At 40.8% G+C, this 22018-nt stretch carries 19 protein-coding genes; 7 read left to right on the top strand and 12 right to left on the bottom strand.

Translation table 11 applies throughout. The annotated features are described in order from the left end of the window. Nucleotides 1-92 precede the first annotated feature (92 nt). A complete protein-coding gene (locus RF53_RS07920) occupies nucleotides 93-1010 on the top strand; it encodes a LysR family transcriptional regulator (RefSeq protein ID WP_039037232.1) in 918 nt (305 codons plus the stop codon). A gap of 125 nt (nucleotides 1011-1135) precedes the next feature. Then, a complete protein-coding gene (locus RF53_RS07915; RefSeq protein ID WP_039037231.1) occupies nucleotides 1136-1597 on the top strand; it encodes a TlpA family protein disulfide reductase in 462 nt (153 codons plus the stop codon). Between the two features lie 450 nt (nucleotides 1598-2047). Here RF53_RS07915 and RF53_RS07905 read toward each other — a convergent pair whose 3' ends face one another. Continuing rightward, entirely contained in the window at nucleotides 2048-2926 is an 879-nt protein-coding gene (locus tag RF53_RS07905; protein ID WP_039037229.1) for a LysR family transcriptional regulator, read from the bottom strand. Between the two features lie 137 nt (nucleotides 2927-3063). Between RF53_RS07905 and RF53_RS07900 the strand changes: the two genes are divergently transcribed. Continuing rightward, complete coding sequence (locus tag RF53_RS07900; protein WP_039037228.1) at nucleotides 3064-4140, top strand: YeiH family protein; 1077 nt, start codon at nucleotides 3064-3066, stop codon at nucleotides 4138-4140. Nucleotides 4141-4166: 26 nt separating this feature from the next. On the opposite strand, the gene RF53_RS07895 is transcribed toward RF53_RS07900, so the two are convergent. Continuing rightward, on the bottom strand, nucleotides 4167-5477 hold the full coding sequence (locus RF53_RS07895) for a DASH family cryptochrome (RefSeq protein WP_039037227.1): 1311 nt from the start codon (nucleotides 5475-5477) through the stop codon (nucleotides 4167-4169). A gap of 159 nt (nucleotides 5478-5636) precedes the next feature. Then, entirely contained in the window at nucleotides 5637-7364 is a 1728-nt protein-coding gene (locus RF53_RS07890; RefSeq protein ID WP_039037226.1) for a DUF885 domain-containing protein, read from the bottom strand. 217 nt (nucleotides 7365-7581) lie between these two features. Here RF53_RS07890 and RF53_RS07885 point away from each other — a divergent pair, with 217 nt between their 5' ends. Beyond that, nucleotides 7582-8169: a DUF4202 domain-containing protein gene (locus RF53_RS07885; protein ID WP_082014425.1), complete on the top strand. Its 588-nt coding sequence runs from the start codon at nucleotides 7582-7584 to the stop codon at nucleotides 8167-8169. A 33-nt stretch (nucleotides 8170-8202) separates the two neighbouring features. Continuing rightward, nucleotides 8203-8709, top strand: a complete 507-nt coding sequence (locus tag RF53_RS07880) for a TFIIB-type zinc ribbon-containing protein (RefSeq protein ID WP_039037224.1) — start codon at nucleotides 8203-8205, stop codon at nucleotides 8707-8709. An 85-nt stretch (nucleotides 8710-8794) separates the two neighbouring features. Here RF53_RS07880 and der read toward each other — a convergent pair whose 3' ends face one another. From der to ndk, 9 genes are all read right to left on the bottom strand, one after another. Then, a complete protein-coding gene (gene der, locus RF53_RS07875; protein WP_010556037.1) occupies nucleotides 8795-10261 on the bottom strand; it encodes a ribosome biogenesis GTPase Der in 1467 nt (488 codons plus the stop codon). A 74-nt stretch (nucleotides 10262-10335) separates the two neighbouring features. Next, nucleotides 10336-11514 carry an outer membrane protein assembly factor BamB gene (gene bamB, locus RF53_RS07870; RefSeq protein ID WP_006793568.1) on the bottom strand — a complete coding sequence of 393 codons (1179 nt, stop codon included), beginning with the start codon at nucleotides 11512-11514 and terminating at the stop codon, nucleotides 10336-10338. A gap of 10 nt (nucleotides 11515-11524) precedes the next feature. Further along, nucleotides 11525-12145 (bottom strand): YfgM family protein, encoded by a 621-nt coding sequence (locus tag RF53_RS07865; RefSeq protein WP_039037223.1) that lies wholly within the window; start codon nucleotides 12143-12145, stop codon nucleotides 11525-11527. Nucleotides 12146-12164: 19 nt separating this feature from the next. Beyond that, nucleotides 12165-13445 carry a histidine--tRNA ligase gene (gene hisS / locus RF53_RS07860; protein ID WP_008126587.1) on the bottom strand — a complete coding sequence of 427 codons (1281 nt, stop codon included), beginning with the start codon at nucleotides 13443-13445 and terminating at the stop codon, nucleotides 12165-12167. A 256-nt stretch (nucleotides 13446-13701) separates the two neighbouring features. Further along, on the bottom strand, nucleotides 13702-14820 hold the full coding sequence (gene ispG / locus RF53_RS07855) for a flavodoxin-dependent (E)-4-hydroxy-3-methylbut-2-enyl-diphosphate synthase (protein ID WP_039037222.1): 1119 nt from the start codon (nucleotides 14818-14820) through the stop codon (nucleotides 13702-13704). A 5-nt stretch (nucleotides 14821-14825) separates the two neighbouring features. Further along, nucleotides 14826-15686 (bottom strand): RodZ domain-containing protein, encoded by an 861-nt coding sequence (locus tag RF53_RS07850; protein ID WP_039037221.1) that lies wholly within the window; start codon nucleotides 15684-15686, stop codon nucleotides 14826-14828. Then, on the bottom strand, nucleotides 15683-17554 hold the full coding sequence (pilW, locus tag RF53_RS07845) for a type IV pilus biogenesis/stability protein PilW (protein ID WP_039037220.1): 1872 nt from the start codon (nucleotides 17552-17554) through the stop codon (nucleotides 15683-15685). The genes RF53_RS07850 and pilW overlap by 4 nt, the downstream gene beginning before the upstream one ends. Nucleotides 17555-17670: 116 nt before the next feature. Then, nucleotides 17671-18804 (bottom strand): bifunctional tRNA (adenosine(37)-C2)-methyltransferase TrmG/ribosomal RNA large subunit methyltransferase RlmN, encoded by a 1134-nt coding sequence (locus RF53_RS07840; protein ID WP_006793574.1) that lies wholly within the window; start codon nucleotides 18802-18804, stop codon nucleotides 17671-17673. Between the two features lie 183 nt (nucleotides 18805-18987). Then, nucleotides 18988-19419 (bottom strand): nucleoside-diphosphate kinase, encoded by a 432-nt coding sequence (gene ndk / locus RF53_RS07835; protein ID WP_008111339.1) that lies wholly within the window; start codon nucleotides 19417-19419, stop codon nucleotides 18988-18990. 227 nt (nucleotides 19420-19646) lie between these two features. On the opposite strand from ndk, the gene trhP reads away from it, so the two are divergent. Both trhP and RF53_RS07825 read left to right on the top strand, forming a co-directional pair. Further along, the gene (trhP, locus tag RF53_RS07830; protein WP_039037219.1) at nucleotides 19647-21035 is read left to right on the top strand and encodes a prephenate-dependent tRNA uridine(34) hydroxylase TrhP; all 1389 of its coding nucleotides are present in this window, start codon (nucleotides 19647-19649) and stop codon (nucleotides 21033-21035) included. 415 nt (nucleotides 21036-21450) lie between these two features. Then, nucleotides 21451-21696, top strand: a complete 246-nt coding sequence (locus RF53_RS07825) for a YfhL family 4Fe-4S dicluster ferredoxin (protein ID WP_039037218.1) — start codon at nucleotides 21451-21453, stop codon at nucleotides 21694-21696. Nucleotides 21697-22018 lie beyond the last annotated feature (322 nt).

The raw sequence follows: 22018 nt of genomic DNA, 5'->3' as shown, positions 1-22018 counted from the left end.
TATTACTTGTTTTAATTGATGCATATATAGCAGAAAATGCGAATCAGCTTTGTCTTTTAGGCAATAATTGGTGTGTATGATGGAGGTGCAATGTGGATCAGCTTAAAGCTATACGGTATTTTATTAAGGTGGTTGATACAGGTAGCTTTACCAAAGCCGCAAAAGAGTTTGGTGTACCGCCCTCGTCGTTATCGCGCCGAGTGGCTGATTTAGAAAAAAGCTTAGGTGCCACGCTTTTAAAGCGCTCTACCCGTATTGTTAAACTCACAGAGGTTGGACGCATTTATTACAACGATGTGCAGCAAATATTGGGGCAGCTAGCACAAAGCCACGAAACAGTTAAAAGCTACCAAACAACGCCTATGGGTCGGTTATCTATAAGTTGCATGGTTGGGTTTGGCGACAAAATTTTAATGCCATTGCTTGATGAATTTAGTGCTTTGTATCCGCAAATTATATTAGATGTAAGCTTAAGCGATGAACTTTCAACCCTGGGGCGGGACGATGTTGATATAGCTATTCGCGGGGGATATGCACCTAACGAGCGTGTATTAGCAATTAAGCTAATGGATAATGAGTTTATACCTGTTGCGTCGCCAAGTTATTTAAAAGAGTACGGGGAGCCTACTCATGTTTTAGAATTAAAAGACCATGTTGGGCTTTATTATAAAACGCCATCGGGCCCTACGCCGTGGTTGTGTAAAATAAACGAGCAGTGGCACGATGTATCTGCACCTGCTATCGCTATTTCAAATAATGGGCCTTGGCTTGCTAAAAAAGCGTGTAATGGTGAGGGTATTTTAATGTCGACCCGGTGGGCGCTTGAATCGTATTTGGGGTCGGGTGAGTTAAAAGAGCTTAAATTTGAGCATACGTTAGCTATCACCCAAAATGCAAAAATGGCGGTTTATTTACTGTATCAAAAACAACGCTATTTAGTGCCTAAAGTTAAAGCTGCTGTGGATTTTTTAGTACAAAAATTACAAGTTATTAATAATGAATGGGAATAATAGGGAGTATAGAAGTAGCAACCGTATCACCGCATTTATATTTAAAGTTGCATTTAAAATCACTCTTATTCACTCCGCACTCAACATTGGGTATAGTTAAACAAATTTTTTTATAAAGTATCCTTATGTTTAAAAAATTAATTTTATTATGCGCCTTAAGCCTACCATTGGCTGCGTGTGCTGACGATGTTGCGCCATTTTCAGGTGAGATAAGCGCGCAGGCTTTACTAAACGATTACGATAAATTTAGCGAATATTACACAACGTTTACCCCTACCTCTAAAGATATTGCGTTAATGCAAAAGCTTAAAGGTAAAGAGCTAGTTGTTTTATTTGGTACTTGGTGTCACGACAGCCACCGCGAAGTACCTAAACTCATTAAACTTCTTGAACAGTCAAAAGTTGAACTGGCAAGTGTTAACTATGTGGCTGTGGGTTTCAACAAGCGAGACGATGCAGGTGTTGCACAGGCTCATGATTTAAAATACACACCTACATTTATTGTTAAACAAAATGGTAAAGAGTTGGTGCGTGTGATTGAAAAACCCACGGGGTCATTGGCAGAAGATTTAACACAGGGTCTGTAAGGGTTATGTGAGCATCAACCAGTTATTTTATTTATAATTAAAACGGATATTTATGAAGTGTAAAAAGTGTAAAGCAAGGATTACTTCACCTGTAGTTAAAACAATAAATATTGATGGTACACCAATAACATCATCAACGTGCCCTGTGTGCGGTGAAAATTTAGATGGTTCAAAAAGATATTGGGTTTTATTAATTATTTTACTTATCGGCATTGGTGTAGCATCAAAGTATTTTTCTTAACCTTAGTTATATTATCCACACATGTGAATGAATAATACTTTGGTATTAATTATAAGTCTTTTACTTAAAAATTATGTGGCTTATGACGTTAATGCGATCTGAAAAAACTCAATTGTGGTTTATGAAAAATGCCAACAAATTGTATTTAGCTAAAGTTTTTTTGCTTATAAGTGACTTACAATCTAGCCATAGTTTTACACGCTTAACCTCTACTCACTAAACAGGCTTTTTTCGAACGCTTGGGCAGCATGCGAGGATGGCCTGTCTTTATAATGCAACTGATGCAGGGGCCTTGAAAGTTGCTCGTTATTTTTTTGATTCAGGCGTGTTAATTTACCTAGCTGCACTAAATCCTCAGTAACTACATTTGGCAATAAAGCGACCCCCATACCTTGAGCGACGGCCCTAGCTATGGCTTCGTTGCTGCCTAATTGCATACTTTGCTCAGCTTGTACGCCATGCTCTGCTAATAACTTTACAGACATTTCTAACGTGCCAGAGCCTGGCTCGCGTAATAACCAAAACTGCTCGTTTAACCATGCTTTTAAGTCTTTAGTGGGCTTAAAGTTACTTGGTATAACCACACTCATTAAATCGTTTTGCCAGTGCTTACTAATAATGTGCGGCTCGGTAGGTGTGCCTTCAACAAGGGCTAAATCTATAGTGCATTCTAGCAATGCGTGCTCAATTTGAGCGGTATTAGCCACTTGTACTTCTACTTTTATGTGTGGGTACTGCGCACAAAATTTGGCTAAATAAGGCGGTAGCCAATAGCTGGCAATGGTGGTGCTGGTGCCTATAACTAATGTACCGCGCTTAAGCCCTGTGCGCGATTTTATATCGTCAATGGCGGCTTTTTCAATGGCAAAAATACTACGGGCGTGATCATACAAGGCTTGGCCGCCTTCGTTTAATGTGAGCTTTTTACCCTTAGATGCACGTTCAATAAGTTGCATATTTAACTGATGCTCTAGCTCTTTTAGCGCCTTAGAAACAGCGGGCTGGCTTATAAAAAGCGCTTCGGCTGCGCCTGAAAAGCTACCCAATTTAGCCACTGTATAAAACACCCTAAGTGCATGTAAGTTCATTGAACAACCTTAAATTGTATAACTTTAAATTGTATAACCTAAAGTTATCAAATCATGATTTTAATACATTGGAGTTATATTTTGAGCTTTCTTACAATTAAGTCAATACATCAACATGGTTTAAGTGAGGGAATATTATGCTTAGCGCTATTAAAAATAGTTTTCAGCCTATAGGTATTAATACTAAGCAATACGGCGATACGCGCTGGTGGTTAGGTATGTTGCTGGTGGTTGTGTTAGCGGGGGGATCTGTTGCATTAAGTACATTACCCTTGATGCAAAGTGCGCAATTTAGCTCACTCACTATTGGTATTGTGCTTGGCATTATTGTGGGCAACAGTGTGTTTTCGCGCATTGCTACGCGTACAGATGTAGGTGTTGATTTCGCCAAAAGTATATTACTCAAAGCGGGCGTTATTTTATTTGGGTTTAGGATTACTTTTGCGCAAGTAGCGGGTGTAGGCTGGCATGGCCTATTAACCGATATAGTAATGCTGTTAGGTACATTTATTTTGGCAGTGCAGCTAGGTAAGCGCGTTTTTAATCTTGATGAGCAAACAACCATACTTATAGGGGCGGGTAGCTCTATTTGTGGCGCCGCAGCGGTAATGGCGACCGAGCCTGTTATAAAAGCACAAGCGCATAAAGTATCGGTAGCGGTGGCAACGGTGGTGGTGTTTGGCACGTTAAGTATGTTTGCCTACCCAATACTGTTTGAGTACATGGGGCTGAGTGAGCACGCATATGGTATTTTTGTTGGTTCAACCATTCATGAAGTCGCGCAAGTGGTAGCAGCAGGGACTGCGGTAAGTGCCAATGCAGCCGACACCGCCGTGATAGAAAAAATGCTACGCGTAATGATGCTTGCGCCATTTTTAGTAGGCTTATCATTTTGGCAAAGTAAAAAGCATGCAAACATAAACGCACAGGGCGGCGAGCAAAAACCAAGAATTACAATCCCTTGGTTTGCGGTTTTGTTTATAGTGGCAAGTGGCGTGCATTCGTTATCGGTTATCCCTCAAGGTGCTACAAACGCCATTGTATGGTTTGACAATATATTGCTCACCATTGCCATGGTCGCACTTGGGCTGCGTACACATGTTGGCGCTATTCGCCAAGCCGGCATAAAACCGCTGTTATTAGCGGGCTGTTTATTTTTGTTTTTAATCTTAGGTGGCTTTGCCATTAATGTAGGCATTGCTCAGCTGTTTTAAATATAACTAGGTAGAGGTAGATTGGCTTAAATAGGCCAATCTACTTCGTTTAAGTGATCGAGCTGTGCATCTGGGCTTTGATTGCCTCCCCATTTTTTGGTGTAAATGGATTTAGGGTCAAACTGCTGTGTTTGCTTTTCAATATTGAAGTGCCGCCCGCCACGTGGGTCAACGCCTACTCCCGCTATGTACTGCCAGTTGCCCCAATTGGCTGCTACGTCATGATCAATTAGCTGCTGCTCAAAATAAGCTGCGCCGTAACGCCAATCAAGGCCTAACTCGTTAACTAAGCAGCTTGCCACAATTTGCCTTGAGCGGTTTGTTATAAAACCGGTGGCATTGAGCTCTTTCATGATGGCATTAACCAAGGGGTAAGGCGTTGTGCCTTGGCACCAAGCAGCAAAACGGTTTGGCATAAACGTAGTAAGTGGCTTAGTTTGCTTTTGCCCCTTAAAACTAAACAAGCTGCTTTGTACATTTAGCGCGTGCCATTTAAAGTATTCGCGCCACAGTAGTTCAAACTTAATCCAGTAGGTTGAATCGTTAGCGGTATATGTTTGTTCGTATTGCTCAACCGCATTGTATATTTGTTTTGCGCTAATACACCCAAAAGCAAGCCATGGGCTAAATTTAGTGGTGTTGTCAAAGCCGTCAAGCGCGTTGCGAGTTATTTTGTACGTGCTAGGTAATTCGCCTGCAAAGTATTGTTCACAGTGTTTTTGTGCGCTTGTTAAGCCGCCATGCATTGAGTTGTTAACTGCTTTTGGTAACTCAATTGGGTTTTTAGCGCACAGCGTAATAGGTTTAGGCAATAGCTCGGTTGTAATGTGCGACAGTGTGATTGGTATGTTGGCAGCTTCAACCTTCTTTTTAAATGGGGTAAAGCTTTTGGGTAAATCTGTTAAGTTAAATGGCAGGTCGTTTTGCTGATACAAGGTATCCTGCAGGGTACCGGTAAACTGGGTTTCAGGACAATGAGCTTTTAATAAATTAATTTCGCGTTGTTCGTACACACCAAATTGTTCACTGTAAACCACTTCATCAATGTGTTGCTCTTTAATACGTTGCTTTAAAACACTAACTGGTTCGCCTTCTAGCACGTGCAGAGTTTGGCCACACGCAATTAATGCTTGCTGTAACTCATAAAGGCTTTGCATTAAAAAGGTGTACTTGTTTTCACCATACTGCTTTTGCTGATAATTCGTGTTTTTAAACCAGTTGGGGTTAATTATAAACACCACGTCTAGCGCGCATTGCTGTAGTGCAAGTTTACTAAAAATTGGGTTGTCGTTTAGGCGTAAATCGTTTTGTAGCCAATATAAAATGCGTTTGCTCATACTTTTGCTCTGGTTTTGTCGATGTTGTATTTACGAAACAAAAGTAGCTGAGGATTAGTTAATCGTGTTTTTAATCGAGTAAATTTATAAATACGTGCAAGGTTGCGATTTGAGAAGAGGCGATAGAGTAACCACCTCTTATTTTATTGAAGTATGGTTTTACTTTGTCTTTTTTTGTTTTGCTATCCAATCGTTTATAACGTCTTCAAGTACAGCCATAGGGAGTGAACCTTGGCCAATAACGGTATCGTGAAAGCTGCGTATATCAAATTGTGCGCCTAGTTCTTTTTCGGCTTTTGCACGCAGTTCGCGTATTTTTATTTCGCCCATTTTGTACGAAAGCGCTTGGCCTGGCCATGAAATATAACGATCTATCTGATCTTCCACGGCGCTTTGTGGCAACGCCGTGTGACTGGCTAAGTAATCAATTGCTTTTTGGCGGCTCCAGCCAAACGCATGAATACCGGTATCAACCACTAAGCGCACTGCACGCCACATTTCGTAACCTAAACGGCCAAAATCGCTGTAAGGGCTTTGATAAAAACCCGCTTCTTTACCTAAACGTTCTGTATAAAGTGCCCAACCTTCGCCAAATGCAGAGTGGCTGAGTGTGCGTCTAAACTCGGGTACATTTAGCTCCATAGCAATGGCGTTTTGTAAATGGTGCCCGGGTATGGCTTCGTGCAGACTAAGTGCTTCTAAATTATATAAAGGCTGCAGTTTAGGTGTTGAGGCTAAAAAATAAGTACCAGGAGAGCGGTTATCTGGCGGTGGCATATAAAACGCGCCACGACTTGCTGAACCTTTAATAGTAAAGGTGTTACGCGGTAAGTGGCCAAAGTAAGTAGGCAATTTGCCATACATTTTTTGCGTGATAAAAGCGGTTTTTTCAAGTAGGTCTTGCGCGTCTTTTGCGTAAAATTGCTCATCGGTTGCTAAAAATTCTAAAAACTCACTATAGGTGCCATCAAATTCTACTTCATCAATAATGGCTTGCATTTGCGCTTTAATACGTGCAACTTCTTTTAGGCCCAGCTCATGTATTTGTTTAGGCGTGGCGTTGGTTGTAGTGTAATAATTAACGGTGTATTTGTAATAATCAAGCCCGCCTTCAACGCTTGCAATGCCCGGCTGCGCTCTACAGTGTGACATGTAATCATTTTTAAAAAAGTCATAAAAATGCTGATAGGCAGGAATTACTTTTTCTTCAATTAACGCTTGTGCTTTTTGTTTTAAACTCGCTTTTTGCGCTGCACTAAAGGTATTAGGTATACGCGTAAAGGGCTCGTAAAGGGCGCTGTTTTCGGGGTTTTTAACTAAATGCGCGCTTATGCTTTGGCTGTAATTTTCAAAGGTTTTACAGTAATGAGTAAAGCCTGTTTTTATACCTTCTTTCATTAAATCAATATTTTGCTGATTAAAGCGTGGGTAGTCGGCAAGGCTGATTAAAAAAGCGTTGTAATCATCAGCTGTTAAAAAAGCCATATTAGCTGGCGCTTCTGCAAAGTAAGTATGCCAGCCACTTAAAAAATTAACCGGAAAATACTTATCTTGATAAAGGTAGCTTTGCTGCTCGGTTTCGCGCTCATATTTAAATAAGCGATAGTTCATTAGCTGCTCGTTATTGAGCGTTTTTGGGTCAATGTTGGCTAAGCTTTTTAGTACGCTGTTGTTATACGCTTGGCGCTTAGCAATGGCTTGCTCGCTCCAATTTGGTAATGTGCCGTTTGGTTTCCAACCGTCAGGGTCGGTTTGAAAGAATATTTTTTCAGCTTTGGCATTTTGCCAGTGGTTATCAATAATGGTTTTTAAATCGCTGTTGCTGTCGGCAAGGCTTGGTAGCGAGGTGGCTGCTAAGCAAATAGCTAAAATACGTTTTTTAAACATAGTGATCCGTTATTGGCGAGTTAGTCGCGCTTTTTTATTTTAATTTGTGCTCAATATAGTACCAAGTTAACTTAATCAATGCGCTTACTTTTATAACCTGTATCTTCTGGCTTTACTTTTTGATTGAACAAATTTCACTGTGTAACTGAGTGGCGCACTAGTTTATTGTTTTATCAGCGTTTAGAATGATTAGAACTTATTATAAAAAATGACTGTCATGTTTAATAAAGTAATCGCCTTAATTGATGAAGCAAACAACCAAGACCCAAACAGTGATCAATTTAATGGGCAAAGCGTGCCCAAAGAAAGCCTTTATGCAACTCGAATGAGCGACATGCTTAGCCGTTTTAATCCCGATGCTGGCGAGCTTATGCAAATTGCAGTGCGTGGGCAGCATATACAACGCTGGAAGTCGCCGCGTAGTGACTTTGAAATGAACAAGCAGGGTTATCATCAATGGCGCAGTGCACTTTATATATTTCATGCAAGTAGTGTTGTTGCGCTCATGAAGCAAGCTGGTTACGGTGAAGCTGAGCAAAACAGAGTTTACGATGCGGTAGCTAAAAAAAATATTAAACGTAACCCAGACAGCCAATTAGTAGAAGACGTAGCAAGCCTCGTATTTATTGAGCATTACATGTTGGGGTTTGCTAATAGTAAGCCTGATTACGATGAGCAAAAATGGATAGGGATTATTCGCCGTACATGGCAAAAAATGTCAGATGACGCGCATGAGTTTGTACTTGCAGGTAATATTACATTACCTGCGCCGCTTGTTGGGCTTATTCATAAAGCACTTGAGTAAATAATAAAAATTTAAAATAAAAAGGAATTTTAAATGTATTGTCCTCGTAGCAATACGCCACTTGAACCTTTACTTGTTGGCGGGATCACTGTTTTTACGTCAGCGCAAGGCGGCGTATTTTTTGATAACAGCCAAATTTTTCAGTTTAGCTCGCCTGAGTTAAAGCATGGTCAGGTTCTACTTAAGTATTTGAGTGAATATAGCGAGAGTGAATACGATGTATCGCTACGAATTAATTGCCCGAAGTGCAAAAAAGTGGTGATGATGCGCCGGTTTTTTTCACCGCTCAAAGTGGTTGAGATAGACGAGTGCCCAAGTTGCGCTGGCATATGGCTTGATAGCGGCGAGCTTGCAAAAATACACGAAAACCATTTAACACCCAAAGAGCGAAAACTGCTAGCGCACGAAATGGCCACCAACCATGGGTTTATAACTATTAAGCCGCCTGCTTCTAGGTTTATGCCAACTAATAAAAATAAAAGTGCGCACGAAACCACGGTTGAGAACTTAGTGCGCTTAGCTTTACTTAGCTTTACTTAGCTTGTAACGTTTAATAATGTATTAAAACAAAAACGGCGTACTAAAAAGTACGCCGTTTTTTGTAATAAATTAACGCTTATGCCGTTTATTTATTACGGTTTTCTTTTGCAAAAGCACGTATTTTACGTTTTTGCGAAAGCGTTACTTTATTAGTACGCCCTGCAAATGGGTTATCACCTTCTCTAAATTCAATTTTGATTGGGGTGCCCATAATTTTAAGTGCTTTACGGTAGTAGTTCATTAGGTAGCGTTTGTAGCTATCTGGTAAATCGTGAACTTGGTTACCGTGAATTACAATACGCGGCGGGTTATAACCACCGGCATGCGCGTATTTAAGCTTAACACGACGACCACGAACAAGTGGCGGCTGGTGATCGGCCTGTGCCATGTCCATAATACGGCGTAGCATTGCAGTACTTATACGTTTAGTTGCTGACTCGTACGCTTCATCAACGGATTCAAATAAGTGGCCAACACCTGTGCCATGAAGTGCTGATATAAAGTGCAAGCGTGCAAAGTCAATAAAGCCTAAACGACGGTCAAGCTCGGTTTTAATACGATCTTTAACGTAGTCATCAAGCCCATCCCATTTGTTCACGGCAATAACCAATGAACGACCTGAGTTAAGCGCAAAACCTAATAAACTTAAGTCTTGATCAGAAATACCATCGCGCGCATCTACAACTAGTAAAACAACATTACAATCTTCAATAGCCTGCAGTGTTTTAATAACTGAAAACTTTTCTACTACGTCGCTTACTTTTTTACGTTTACGTACACCGGCTGTATCGATTAACACGTACTCTTTTTCGTTACGTGTCATAGGGATATAGATAGAGTCGCGCGTTGTACCTGGCATATCGTACACAATTACACGTTCTTCACCTAGTATACGGTTTGTAAGTGTTGACTTACCTACATTGGGACGACCAATAATTGCAAGCTTTACCGGCTTATCTGCAAATGCTTGGTGGTCGGTATCATCGCCTTCACCTTCTTCGTAAAGGTCTATTAGCTCTTCATCGTCATCGGCTACGTCTTCATCTTGTGCTGCTAGTTCGGCAATCACAGGTTGAAGTGTGTGCTCAAGTAAAAGTGTAATACCACGACCATGCGCTGCTGCAATGTGATGAATTTCACCCAGTGATAGCTGGTAAAATTCAGCACAGTTTGAATCAGCGTCAATGCCATCGGTTTTATTGGCAACAACAAAACATTTTTTGTCTTGCTTGCGAAGATGATTGGCAATAGCTTGGTCGGCAACGGTCATACCTACGCGTGCGTCTACTAAAAACAGTACGATGTCGGCTTCTTCAATAGCAAGTAGCGATTGGTCAGCCATTTCGATCTCGATGCCTTCTTCTGTGCCATCAATACCGCCCGTGTCCACCACGATAAATTCATAGCCATCGTAATTAGCTTGGCCATATTTTCTATCTCGTGTTAAACCTGGAAAATCGGCTACGAGTGCATCACGAGTACGTGTTAAACGGTTAAATAATGTGGATTTGCCCACATTGGGTCGCCCAACTAGAGCGATCACGGGAAGCATAAACTACCTCTTTAAAAAACAACAAAAGGCTTCGCAGAGCGAAGCCTTACAAAAAACCTTTAAGTGTTAGCTAGTTAGTTTGGTATTGTTACCGCACTTACTTCACCGTCACGGGTGTATAATATCAGTTTGTCGTCGGCAACAACAGGTTCAACAAAGAAGCCTGAGCTGTCAAAGTCTTCACGAGATACAAGCTCACCAGTGTCTTTGTTTAGCCAATGTAGGTTACCTTCTTGGTCGCCTAAGGCTAAATAGTTACCTGTAACAGCAGGACCTGTTAAGTACCAACCACGAAGTGCGGGTTGGCTCCAACGTTCAATACCTGAATTTTTATCTAATGCATAAACAACGCCGTTGCTGTCTACTACATAAATACTTTGCGCATCCATCGAAATTTCGCGATAGCTACTGTATTCGCGCTTCCAAACAACATTACCAGAGCGAATATCCACTGCAGCTAAGTTACCGTTGTATGCAATTGCATAAGCGTATGGGCCGCTAATGAGTGGCTGCGTGTCTACATCAACTAGGCGTTCAAATTCTGAGGCACCTTTTGCAGCTGCAATTTCTGCACTCCAAGCTGAGTAACCACTTTCTGAAATTAAAACGCTTAATTTACCTGTTTCAAGGCCAACTAAAACACCACCATTGGCAACAGTGGGTGCACTTTGTCCGCGTAATGTAAGCGCAGGCACTTCTTGCTCGAAGCTCCAACGCTCTTCACCAGTATCTGGATGAAGGGCTAGTAATTTACCCGAGCCTAAGTTTACAAATATTAAGCCATCGCCAGCTGCTGCTTTTGAAAGTGATTCACCAGGTACGTTTTTACGCCATACTTCTTCACCGGTTTCACGGTCAAGTGCTACAACAAAGCCATGTTCAGAACCGATATACAGTTTACCATAAGCTTGTAATATACCGCCTGATAATTTTGCTGAACCGTCGTCGCTCCAAGGCCAAAAAGAGGTGTCTTGGCGTACGTCGGTGTCCCACTGTACATCGCCGTTAGTAAGCGATAAAGCTTCTACTTGACCTTCGCGGTTAGCAACATAAACAGTGTCTTTGTAAACAGCAGGTGTTAAGCGAGAAAAGTAATGCTCTACGCCGCTACCTACAGACTCTTGCCAAACCACATCAGTTTCAAACTGATTGACGATTTCTGGAAGGACTAGTTCGTCTTCTTCATCACTTGATGAACAACCCATTAGCGTTGCCATACATAGGGCAAGGGTTGCGGTCGTTAATTTTTTCATACCTAAAACCTTATGCCGCTGGGCTAGTTACTGCTAGGTCATCTAACTTAACTTGTAAAAGTGGGTTGCCTGTTAACCCTCCTGCATCTACCGCGGCTTGATAAGCAGTACGTGCTTGCTCTTTATTACCTTGCTGAGCGTAAATATCGCCTTTAAGTTCTGCTACGTTTGCATTAAATGCTTCAGGTAATGGTGCATTTAGTGTGCTTAAAGCATCGTCAAAGTTAGTTTGTGCAATTTGAATACGCGCTAAACGTGTAATCGCAATTGCTTTTAATTCTACATTATCAACGTTTGATACAATCCAGCTTAGCTTTTCACTAGCGACATCTAATTTTTGTGCTTCTACCGCATCTTTAGCGGCAACAAACGCTGCAAGTGCAGCATAGTTTGTGTCTTTATTTTCACTGATAAAAGCATCAGCTGACGATAAAACATCATCACCTTCAACTAATTTAGTGTAAGAGTCTGACGCTTGCTCAGCGGTTGTAATTTGGTTTTGGTTGTAAGCTTTCCAACCGTATAAGCCACCTAAGCCGACAATTACACCAAGTGCCAGTGAAAGACCGTTTTCACGGAAAAAGCGTTTAATTGCTTCTGCTTGTTCTTCTTCTGTTGAATGTATATCCATGATTACCTCTAATATCTGCTTAGCCGTTTATAAGCTCAGCTAGTAGCGCTTTAGCTTGTTCTAATTTTAATGTGACTTGTTCTTTACGCTCGCGTAAATACTTTATGGTCACAACGCCTTGTTCTAATTCATCTTCACCAATAATTACGGCAACAAGTGCATCGCTTTTATCGGCACGTTTTAATTGTTTTTTAAAGTTTCCGCCACCCGCGTGAACCATCACACGAAGGCCAGCCACATCACGGCGTAGTTCTGACGCGATAATTGGGGCTTGAATACTTGCTTTGTCGCCCATTGCCGCTAAATATACATCAGCATTACGACGTATGTCACCAACACATTCAAGTGCTTGTAGTAGTAATACTAAGCGCTCTAGGCCCATTGCAAAGCCAACTGCTGGGGTTGCCTTTCCACCAAGTTGCTCTACTAAGCCGTCGTAACGTCCACCTGCACACACAGTGCCTTGCGCGCCAAGACTGTCGGTTACCCATTCAAATACTGTGCGGTTGTAATAGTCTAAACCGCGCACTAATTTTTCGTTAACCGTGTATGAGACGCCAGCTGCGTCTAAACGTTCACATAAATTTTCAAAATGTTCTTTTGATTCAGCATCTAAATGCTCAGACAATTTAGGCGCATCAACTAAGATTGCTTGAACGTCTGGATTTTTGCTATCAAGTACACGTAACGGGTTTGAATACATGCGGCGCTTTGAGTCTTCATCAAGCACGTCGGTATGTTGTTCAAGGTAAGCAACAAGCGCATCTCGGTAATCGGCGCGCGCTTCGTTAGAACCTAAAGAGTTAAGCTCTAACCGTACATGCTCGCTAATGCCAAACGCTTTCCATAATTGCGCTGTTAATAAAATAACTTCTGCGTCTATGTCGGCTGTGGCAATACCAAATGTTTCTAAACCAAATTGGTGAAACTGACGATAACGACCTTTTTGCGGGCGTTCATGACGAAACATTGGGCCCATGTACCAAAGTCGTTGTTCTTGATTGTACAGTAAGCCATTTTGGTTGCCAGCACGTACACACACTGCGGTGCCTTCTGGGCGAAGTGTTAGTAAGTCGCCATTGCGATCGGCAAAGGTGTACATTTCTTTTTCTACTATATCGGTTACTTCACCAATAGAGCGTTTAAATAGATCGGTTGATTCTACAATAGGAAAACGAATTTCTTGATAACCGAACGATGCTACAGTCTCGCGTAAAATGTTTTCTACTTTCTGCCAAATTTGTGTATCGCCCGGCAGACAATCGTTCATACCGCGAACTGCCTGAATTTGTTTTGCCACTGATAAATCCTAATTACTGTTTATGTGTAATAAAAAAATGCTTACACAACGAGAATGCTTAAAATTGACCCGACATTATATACCCAAACCAACTCAAGATGCGAGCGTCGTTGGAATTAAAAGAAATTACCATTATTAAAAGTAATACTTTGATATAAAGCCCGATGAAGCGCTGAGCTCTGTATTTTTGAATGCTTGGGTAAATCTATTATAAGGGTCAACGCCAAACACGAATGCTTGGCGGTTTATGCGTTATTTATTCGACTATTTTTACATCGATAGTGGTTTGGCTTTGCTTTTTATCTATGAAATCGCGAACGTAGCCCTCTAATTGCTCAACAATATTGTTATTGTCGATACGGGCTTTTTGACGTTCACCATTTATATACAAACCAGAACGGCGATTTGCACCTGCAAGGCCAATATCACTGACGAGTGCTTCACCAGGGCCATTTACTACACAACCAATAACCGATACAGAAACCGGTTCGATTATATCTTCAAGGCGTTCTTCTAATTGGTTCATAGTGCTTACTACATCAAATTCTTGGCGTGAGCAACTAGGGCAGGCAATAAAGTTAATACCACGAGAGCGAATACGCAGTGATTTTAATATATCAAAGCCTACTTTTATTTCTTGTACCGGGTCGGCGGCGAGTGATACACGTAATGTATCGCCTATGCCTTCAGCTAGTAACATGCCTAAGCCAACAGCCGATTTCACTGAACCTGAACGCATGCCGCCAGCTTCAGTGATACCCAAATGCAAAGGTTGGTCTATTTCTTTTGCAAGCAAGCGGTATGCGCCTACAGCTAAAAATACGTCTGACGCTTTTACCGATATTTTAAATTGATCAAAATCAAGGCGACGTAATATATCAACATGGCGCATTGCTGATTCTAATAACGCCTCAGGTGTTGGTTCACCATATTTTTCCTGTAAATCGCGCTCAAGTGAGCCGCCATTAACGCCAATACGAATAGGAATGTTGTGCTCGCGAGCTGAATCAACAACAGCTCTAATGCGCTCTTCGCTTCCGATATTGCCAGGGTTTATACGTAAGCAATCTACGCCATACTTTGCCACTTTTAGGGCTATGCGGTAATCAAAATGAATGTCGGCAACAAGCGGAATACTTACTTGCTCTTTTATACTTTTAAACGCTTCAGCTGCGTCCATAGTCGGTACCGATACTCGTACAATGTCGGCGCCAGCATCTTGTATAGCTTGAATTTGTGCAACGGTTGCATCAACGTCCATGGTGTCGGTATTAGTCATCGACTGCACGGCAATTGGAGCGCCGTCGCCAATAGGCACATTGCCTACATTAATACGGGTGGATTTTCTGCGTTTAATTGGTGATTCTGAAAACATAGCGACTACTCTGCTAATGGTAATGTAAATTTGGCTAAACGGTTCTTAGGAAAAGCCGAAATATCTATTGGCTCACCGTTTAAGGTAATGTTAACTACATTGTGCTTACCAAGCACAACAGCAAAAGGAGGTGTACCAGAAACAGTCATTCTGTAACCTGCTTTTTTAACGCCAAAGGCTATTTTTTCGCCTTCGCCGTCGTGAATTTCGACCCAGCTTTCGTCATTAAATAGCATTTCTATTGTGCTGATGTCGGCTTTATCGGTATCTGACTCTGAAGTTTGTTCGTTAACTGCTTGTGTTATTTCGTTATTTGTTAAATCTGTACTTTGCTCAACAGGCTCTTGGCGTAACTCATCAACATCGTTTGCTGTTTTTTGCTGTTCAATATTAGTTGATTGAATGGCTTGGCGTTCACTCATTATGGTGTTGCCAATATTTATATTTGTGGTTTGCTCTTCAATTGGGGTGGCGTTTTGCCAAAACCATAAAGCAGACGAGCCAATAACAATGGCTATAATAATGTAAGTTACCAACATTAAACGGCTATCGCTTGCTTCTTTTTCTGTACGACGAGAAAAGCTCTGCATATTAGCTGGTTTTGCTGGCTCAGGTGGTGCTGGCAACATGGCTAATATAGGTGCGCTATCTACTTTTAATTCACGGCAATAGTTCTTTATATAACCTTTAACAAAAGTAATAGGTCCTAACGCTTGAAAATCGTCATTTTCTAGGTGCTTAATTTGAAACTCAGATAGCTTTAGTGGTTTAGCGATGGTTTCAATGCTTACCTTGGCTTGCTCTCTGTGTGCTTTTAAAATTTGGCCTACTGTAGGCTGCTCGCTTTGCGTATTTTCTTCATTCATAATAGGTATGAGTCTGGATCCACTAGTAAAAGTCTATGTCCTGGTTTTAGCTCTATATCAGGACTTAATTTATTCCATCGCATTAATTCATCAATTAATACTTGCTTCTGGGTAGCAATATCGTAAAGGGAGTCACCAGATTTAATTTCGTAATAAATATTAGGATCGTTTAAGTAAATTTTACTGCCATTCATTACCCGATCCGACTCTTTTAATCCATTCCATTGCAGGAGTTTTTGTAGTTTAACATTGTATCGCACCGAAATGCTAAATAGGTTTTCACCAAACTCAATGATATGAAAAGGCACTCGTAATGTAGCGACTTTAGGATTTAACATGGGTAACGCTGTTTGCTTATTTGATGATAAGTTTGTAAATGTAACGTCACTACCGTTTTGGTAACCACTCGTTTCAAAAATATCTTCATTTTTAGTGGCTTCGTAAAAAACAACATTTGAGTCGTTACTGGCAGCTGTCGTGTTCGTCGTGACTGCTGGCTGATTTGTTTGAGGTGAATTAAAGTTAGCCGTTTTAGGCGCCCCAAAAGAAATAATTTTCACCTCTTCTTTTGGTGGTGCTGTTACTATTTTAGCTGTAACTGTTGAAGCTGCTGTGCTTGGCTTAGTAGCAGGCTCTTCAATAACTGACTCAGGCATATTTGTTGTATTTGGTTGAGTTGTTAACGCAAGTAATACCGCAGACGTATCTGTTGATGGCCCAGAGGGTTTAATTTGTTTTGTTTCAGCTTGTACTGACTGTTTTACAATTGTTGTTACAGGTGCTTTAGGTGTAACTTTTTTTGGAGTGACTTCTGGTGTTGTTTCAACTTCATTAACAGCTGTATCTGCGCTTGTGTTCATATCATTTCTGGCTATGACCGGATTCGCATCTTGCGTGTTTTGTCCAGGCTTTGCTGGGGTTACTTGTGTCGGTTGCTTAATAACCAGACTTGTTGTGCTGTCTTGATTAGGTGCCTTTTTTCTTACTATTTTTATTTTTGGTTTTGCACTTATATATGTGCTGTCTGCATCAGCTTTTAACTCATTGAGTTTTGCCTTACGATATTTCTCGCGCAGCATTTCAAATTCGTTAAATCGTGTGCGTTGCTCTCTAATTGCGTATGCTTCTTTACTAGTAGAATAGGTTTGTAAAAGTGTGCTTGCTACTTTTTCGGCTTCTTCTATTCGACCCATACGATTTTTAACTAAATAGCTAAGCATTAAAGCACGCGAGGATACTCGGCCTGTGTCGTCATGTTTTTTAAGAATGTCGTTCGCTTTGTATAAGTCACTTTTTGCATAAAACAGAGCCGCTAAGCTTATAAGAGTAGAGGTTCGTTGAGAGCTGTGATTAAGCGCTTGCTTAAAGTAAGTTTCTGCGCTTTCAAAATCATCAAATTCAATGGCGCACAACGCTAGATTTTCGTAGCTCTCGGCAACACGAATATACGTTGGAATTTCAATGGCTTTTAAAAATTGATCAGTGGCGCGGTCGTATTCATCAATACCACATAAAAATACACCGTAGTTGTTGAGCGTATTAGGATCATCAGGCTTTATATCTAATGCTTTTTGATAGGCTCTGTCGGCTAATGGGTTTTCACCTACTTGCTGGTAGTAATAGGCCATAGAGTAATGAACTTCAGGTAAGTTGGGAGCGAATTCAGCAGCGCGTTCTAGGTTGTATTTTGCTTGTGAATTATTACCTGTTTTTAGGTACTGTAAGGCTAAAGCTATTCGAGTGCGTGCTGCCCCGGCGTTATTGATTTTATTTTTGACAACGGGCTTATTACTGCCGTTATAACTACTTTCGGTAACACAGCCACTTAAAGCCAGTGCCGATAGTGTTATAGCAAGTATAGATCGCATTACCTTATCTCTTTATTTTTGTCCATATTGCCTATATTACCTAAAAGCCCTCATGTTGCATCAATTATTTAATAATAAACGATTTAACAGGAGGGCTTTTAGTAATTTAATTAAATTTAGGCTTGCTGGATGTTAACTGAGATTTTGTTATCGTCACGCATTTTCTTTTTCGCCATACGTTTAGTGCGGTCAACTACATCGCCGGCTAATTGCCCACATGCTGCATCAATATCATCCCCGCGAGTACGACGCACAATACATGTAATGCCAGCAGCTTGTAAAACCTTAGAAAAGCGGTCTATTCGGCTGTTGCTCGAGCGTGTGTATTCGTTACCCGGAAATGGATTAAACGGAATAAGGTTTACCTTAGAAGGCGTGCCTTTTAACGTTTTAACTAATTCGTGAGCTTGGTCGGTGCTGTCGTTAACGCCGTTAAGCATTACGTATTCAATTGTTACGTCTTTATTGGCTTTAGAGCCATCAATGTAACGACGACATGCCGCTAAAAACTCTTCAATAGGGTACTTTTTATTAATAGGCACTAAAATATCACGCAGTGCGTTATCTGGCGCGTGAAGTGAAATAGCAAGCGCTACGTCAATCTTCTCTTTTAATAAATCAAGTGCCGGTACCACGCCCGATGTACTTAATGTTACGCGGCGCTTAGATAAACCAAAGCCCCAGTCGTCCATCATTAATTCCATAGCAGGTACTACGTTTTTAACGTTAAGCAATGGCTCGCCCATACCCATCATTACTACGTTAGTAACAGGGCGCTTTTCGCTGTTGCCATCTAGGCCAATATCTTTAGCTACACGCCATACTTGGCCAATAATTTCAGACACTTTTAAGTTACGGTTAAAGCCTTGTTGTGCGGTAGAGCAAAACGTACATTCTAAAGCACAGCCAACTTGCGAAGATACACATAGCGTTGCACGTTCTTTTTCTGGGATCCACACGGCTTCTACTTCTTGGCCGCCTTCAAGGACTAATGCGTATTTGATTGTACCGTCGCTCGCTTGTTGGCGAACTGAGATTTCAGGGGCGACAATTTCGCATTCAGCTTTAAGCTTTTCTTTAAGCTTTTTATTTACATTGCTCATTTCGTCGAAGTTATCTACGCCAAAATGATAAATCCATTTCATCACCTGATCGCCACGAAACGGCTTTTCACCGAACGATACAAATAGCTCACGCATTGCATCTCGGTTTAAATCTAATAAGTTAATCTTTTTTTGCGCAGTGGTCATGAAACAACCTTAATCAGTAACGGTGGTGATAAAATTTATAAGGGCGAATTGTACACAATTCACTCACTTTAATCATTAAGTAAAACATCAAATATGCCAGTGTAATACTTTAATTAATGACTAAAAAAGGGCTCGAAAGCCCTTTTCATACTTTGCATCACAGGGTTAGCTGTGAAACTCAAATTAACGAGTACGTGGGCAAAGCTCTTCGTCAGCGAAGAAGTACGCGATTTCGCGAGCAGCAGATTCAACAGCGTCAGAACCGTGAACAGCGTTTTCGTCGATGCTGTCAGCGTAGTCTGCACGTAAAGTACCAGCTAGTGCTTCAGCAGGGTTAGTAGCACCCATGATTTCACGGTTTTTAAGAACAGCGTTTTCGCCTTCAAGAACGGTAACCATTACTGGGCCAGAAGTCATGAAAGAAACTAAAGCGCCAAAGAAAGGACGCTCGCTGTGCTCAGCGTAGAAGCCTTCAGCTTTCTCTTGTGAAAGGTGAACCATTTTAGCTGCAACGATTTTAAGGCCAGCAGTTTCGAAACGGTTGTAGATAGCGCCGATGTGGTTTTTAGCTACTGCATCAGGTTTTACGATTGAGAAAGTACGCTCTAAAGCCATCTTTATGCTCCAATAATTTATAAGTAAAAGTGTGAATATTAACGGGCGCGAATTATACGCGCTTTAGCTGAAAAATCCTAATTTTATTAAAAACCAGTTCAATTACAATTTTATGATCTTGATCAAGGGGAAATTTTTAGTGCTATTTATACTGCCGCGCTTTGATTTTATATTTAAATTTATGACGCACACAATTGGCTTAATGTCCTTTGTTGTAGGGAGCGCAAATGTCACCTGTTTCTTCAAGCCCTTTTATACCTGAACTGTTGTGCCCTGCAGGCAGTTTAAAAAACATGCGTTACGCCTTTGCATATGGGGCCGATGCCGTTTACGCCGGCCAGCCTCGCTACAGTTTGCGTGTGCGTAATAATGAGTTTGACTTAGAGACCTTACAAATAGGCATTAATGAAGCACACGCATTAAATAAAAAGTTTTATGTGGTATCAAATATTGCACCGCATAACGCTAAGGTTAAATCGTATTTACGTGATATTGAACCAGTAATAGCAATGGGGCCCGATGCGCTGATTATGTCCGATCCGGGTTTAATTATGCTTGTTCGTGAAAAGTGGCCAGCCATGCCTATTCACCTATCGGTGCAAGCAAATGCCGTTAATTACGCTAGTGTGCGGTTTTGGGCAAAACAAGGTATTGAGCGTGTTATTTTATCTCGTGAGCTATCGCTTGAAGAAATAAAGGAAATACGCACACAGTGTCCAGACACCGAGCTAGAAGTATTCGTGCATGGTGCATTATGTATGGCTTATTCTGGACGATGTTTACTCTCGGGTTATATAAATAAGCGCGATCCAAATCAAGGTACATGTACGAATGCATGCCGTTGGGAATACGATGTAAAACCCGGTACTGAGAACGAAACCGGCGAAATGGTACATAAGTTTGATCCGAAACAGGTAATTCCTACTCTTGGCGAAGGCGTGCCAAGTAAGGATGTATTTATGCTTGAAGAGCAAGGTCGCCCAGGTGAGTATATGCCTGCATTTGAGGATGAGCATGGCACTTATATTATGAATTCAAAAGATTTGCGTGCTGTGCAGTATGTTGAACAACTTACAAGAATGGGCGTACATAGCTTAAAAATAGAAGGGCGTACTAAATCGTTTTATTACGTTGCGCGCACAGCTCAGGTATACCGTAAAGCAATAGATGATGCGGTTGCGGGTAAACCATTCGATACAAACTTATTTAAGACGCTTGAGAACTTAGCACATAGAGGCTATACGGAAGGCTTTTTAAAGCGCCATGCTCACCAAGAATATCAAAACTACGAATACGGTCATTCGGTGTCTACTAAGCAGCAATTTGTGGGTGAAGTACTAGGGCGCAGCGAAAATGGACTAGTTGAAATAAACGTTAAAAATAAATTTTGTACAGGCCACTCACTTGAATTGATGACACCGCAGGGAAACATTACGTTTGAGCTTAAATACATGCAAAACAAAAAGTGCGAAAGTATTTGCGATGCCAAAGGCTCTGGGCATATTGTAAAAATTCCGCTAGATGAAGGTATTAATTTAGAGCACGCCATTTTGATGCGTAATTTAGACGAGCACCAAGATACACGTAACCCCCATAAGCATACAGTAGTAACTTAACGATTAAACTTAGTAATGAAGGTATCTGTATATCACTGTGAACTTTATTGCTTAAATAAAACGAAAAAGATTATTAATAATAAAAAGTTTTTATTAAAGGAATGAACTAATTTACAAGCAGTCTGTTAAGTCAAGACTCTTCTTTCTTAGTGTTTGCATGAGTTATAACTAATTTAGTCAAAATGATAGTAAGTACAACTGCGGGGAATATCCATACATAATCAGCCATTGTTTTTAACTCCAAAACTTAATTAATGACATTAAGATTAATGTTTTCTTAGCGGTTTGCAATAAAAAGTTAATGGGTGCTCGGTGTATTTTTTAGAGATGAAAAGCGTTAAGTAACTTATAAACTATATAAAACAAGTGCGATTCAGTATTCGCACTTTATTCAAGGTCAACGAAGGAAGTAATAGTGGCACTACTAATAAATAATAAATGCATTAACTGTGATATGTGCGACCCAGAGTGCCCAAATGAAGCAATTTATATGGGCGCTAAAATTTATCAGATAGATTCTGAAAGGTGCACCGAGTGTATAGGGCATTATGAAAAGCCAACCTGTATAAGTGTATGTCCAATAGATTGCATTAAACCAGATCCAAATTGCCGAGAAACTTTAGATGAGTTAGCCGATAAATATATACGTATTAATGGTTAGTAATAGTACCTAACAATTTTACTCATACAGCTATATATAAAAGCAGTTTGTGTGAGTGCTTAAGATGAATAATTATGAGAAGGCTTAAAGTTATTATCTTCTTAAGAGTGAAATTAGTTCAATGTAAATAACCATATCCTTTGTATAAACTGATTGAATGGTCTTTTTATATGCAAATTATACCCCCTCAAACCGCGGTTTGTATGTATTTTGTACTAAAACCAAGTTCTTTTGGATAAGCGTGAAATAAACGTTGACCATCATTCGAATATCCCTATAATGCGACCCCACTGAGACGGCAGAGCAGGCAACGCTTAGCGAG

This window comes from Pseudoalteromonas sp. ECSMB14103 (genome assembly GCF_000813065.1).
GTDB classification, from domain to species: domain Bacteria; phylum Pseudomonadota; class Gammaproteobacteria; order Enterobacterales; family Alteromonadaceae; genus Pseudoalteromonas; species Pseudoalteromonas marina.
The sequence above is the reverse complement of the archived record's forward strand: the minus strand, read 5'-3'. Positions and strand labels throughout refer to the sequence as shown.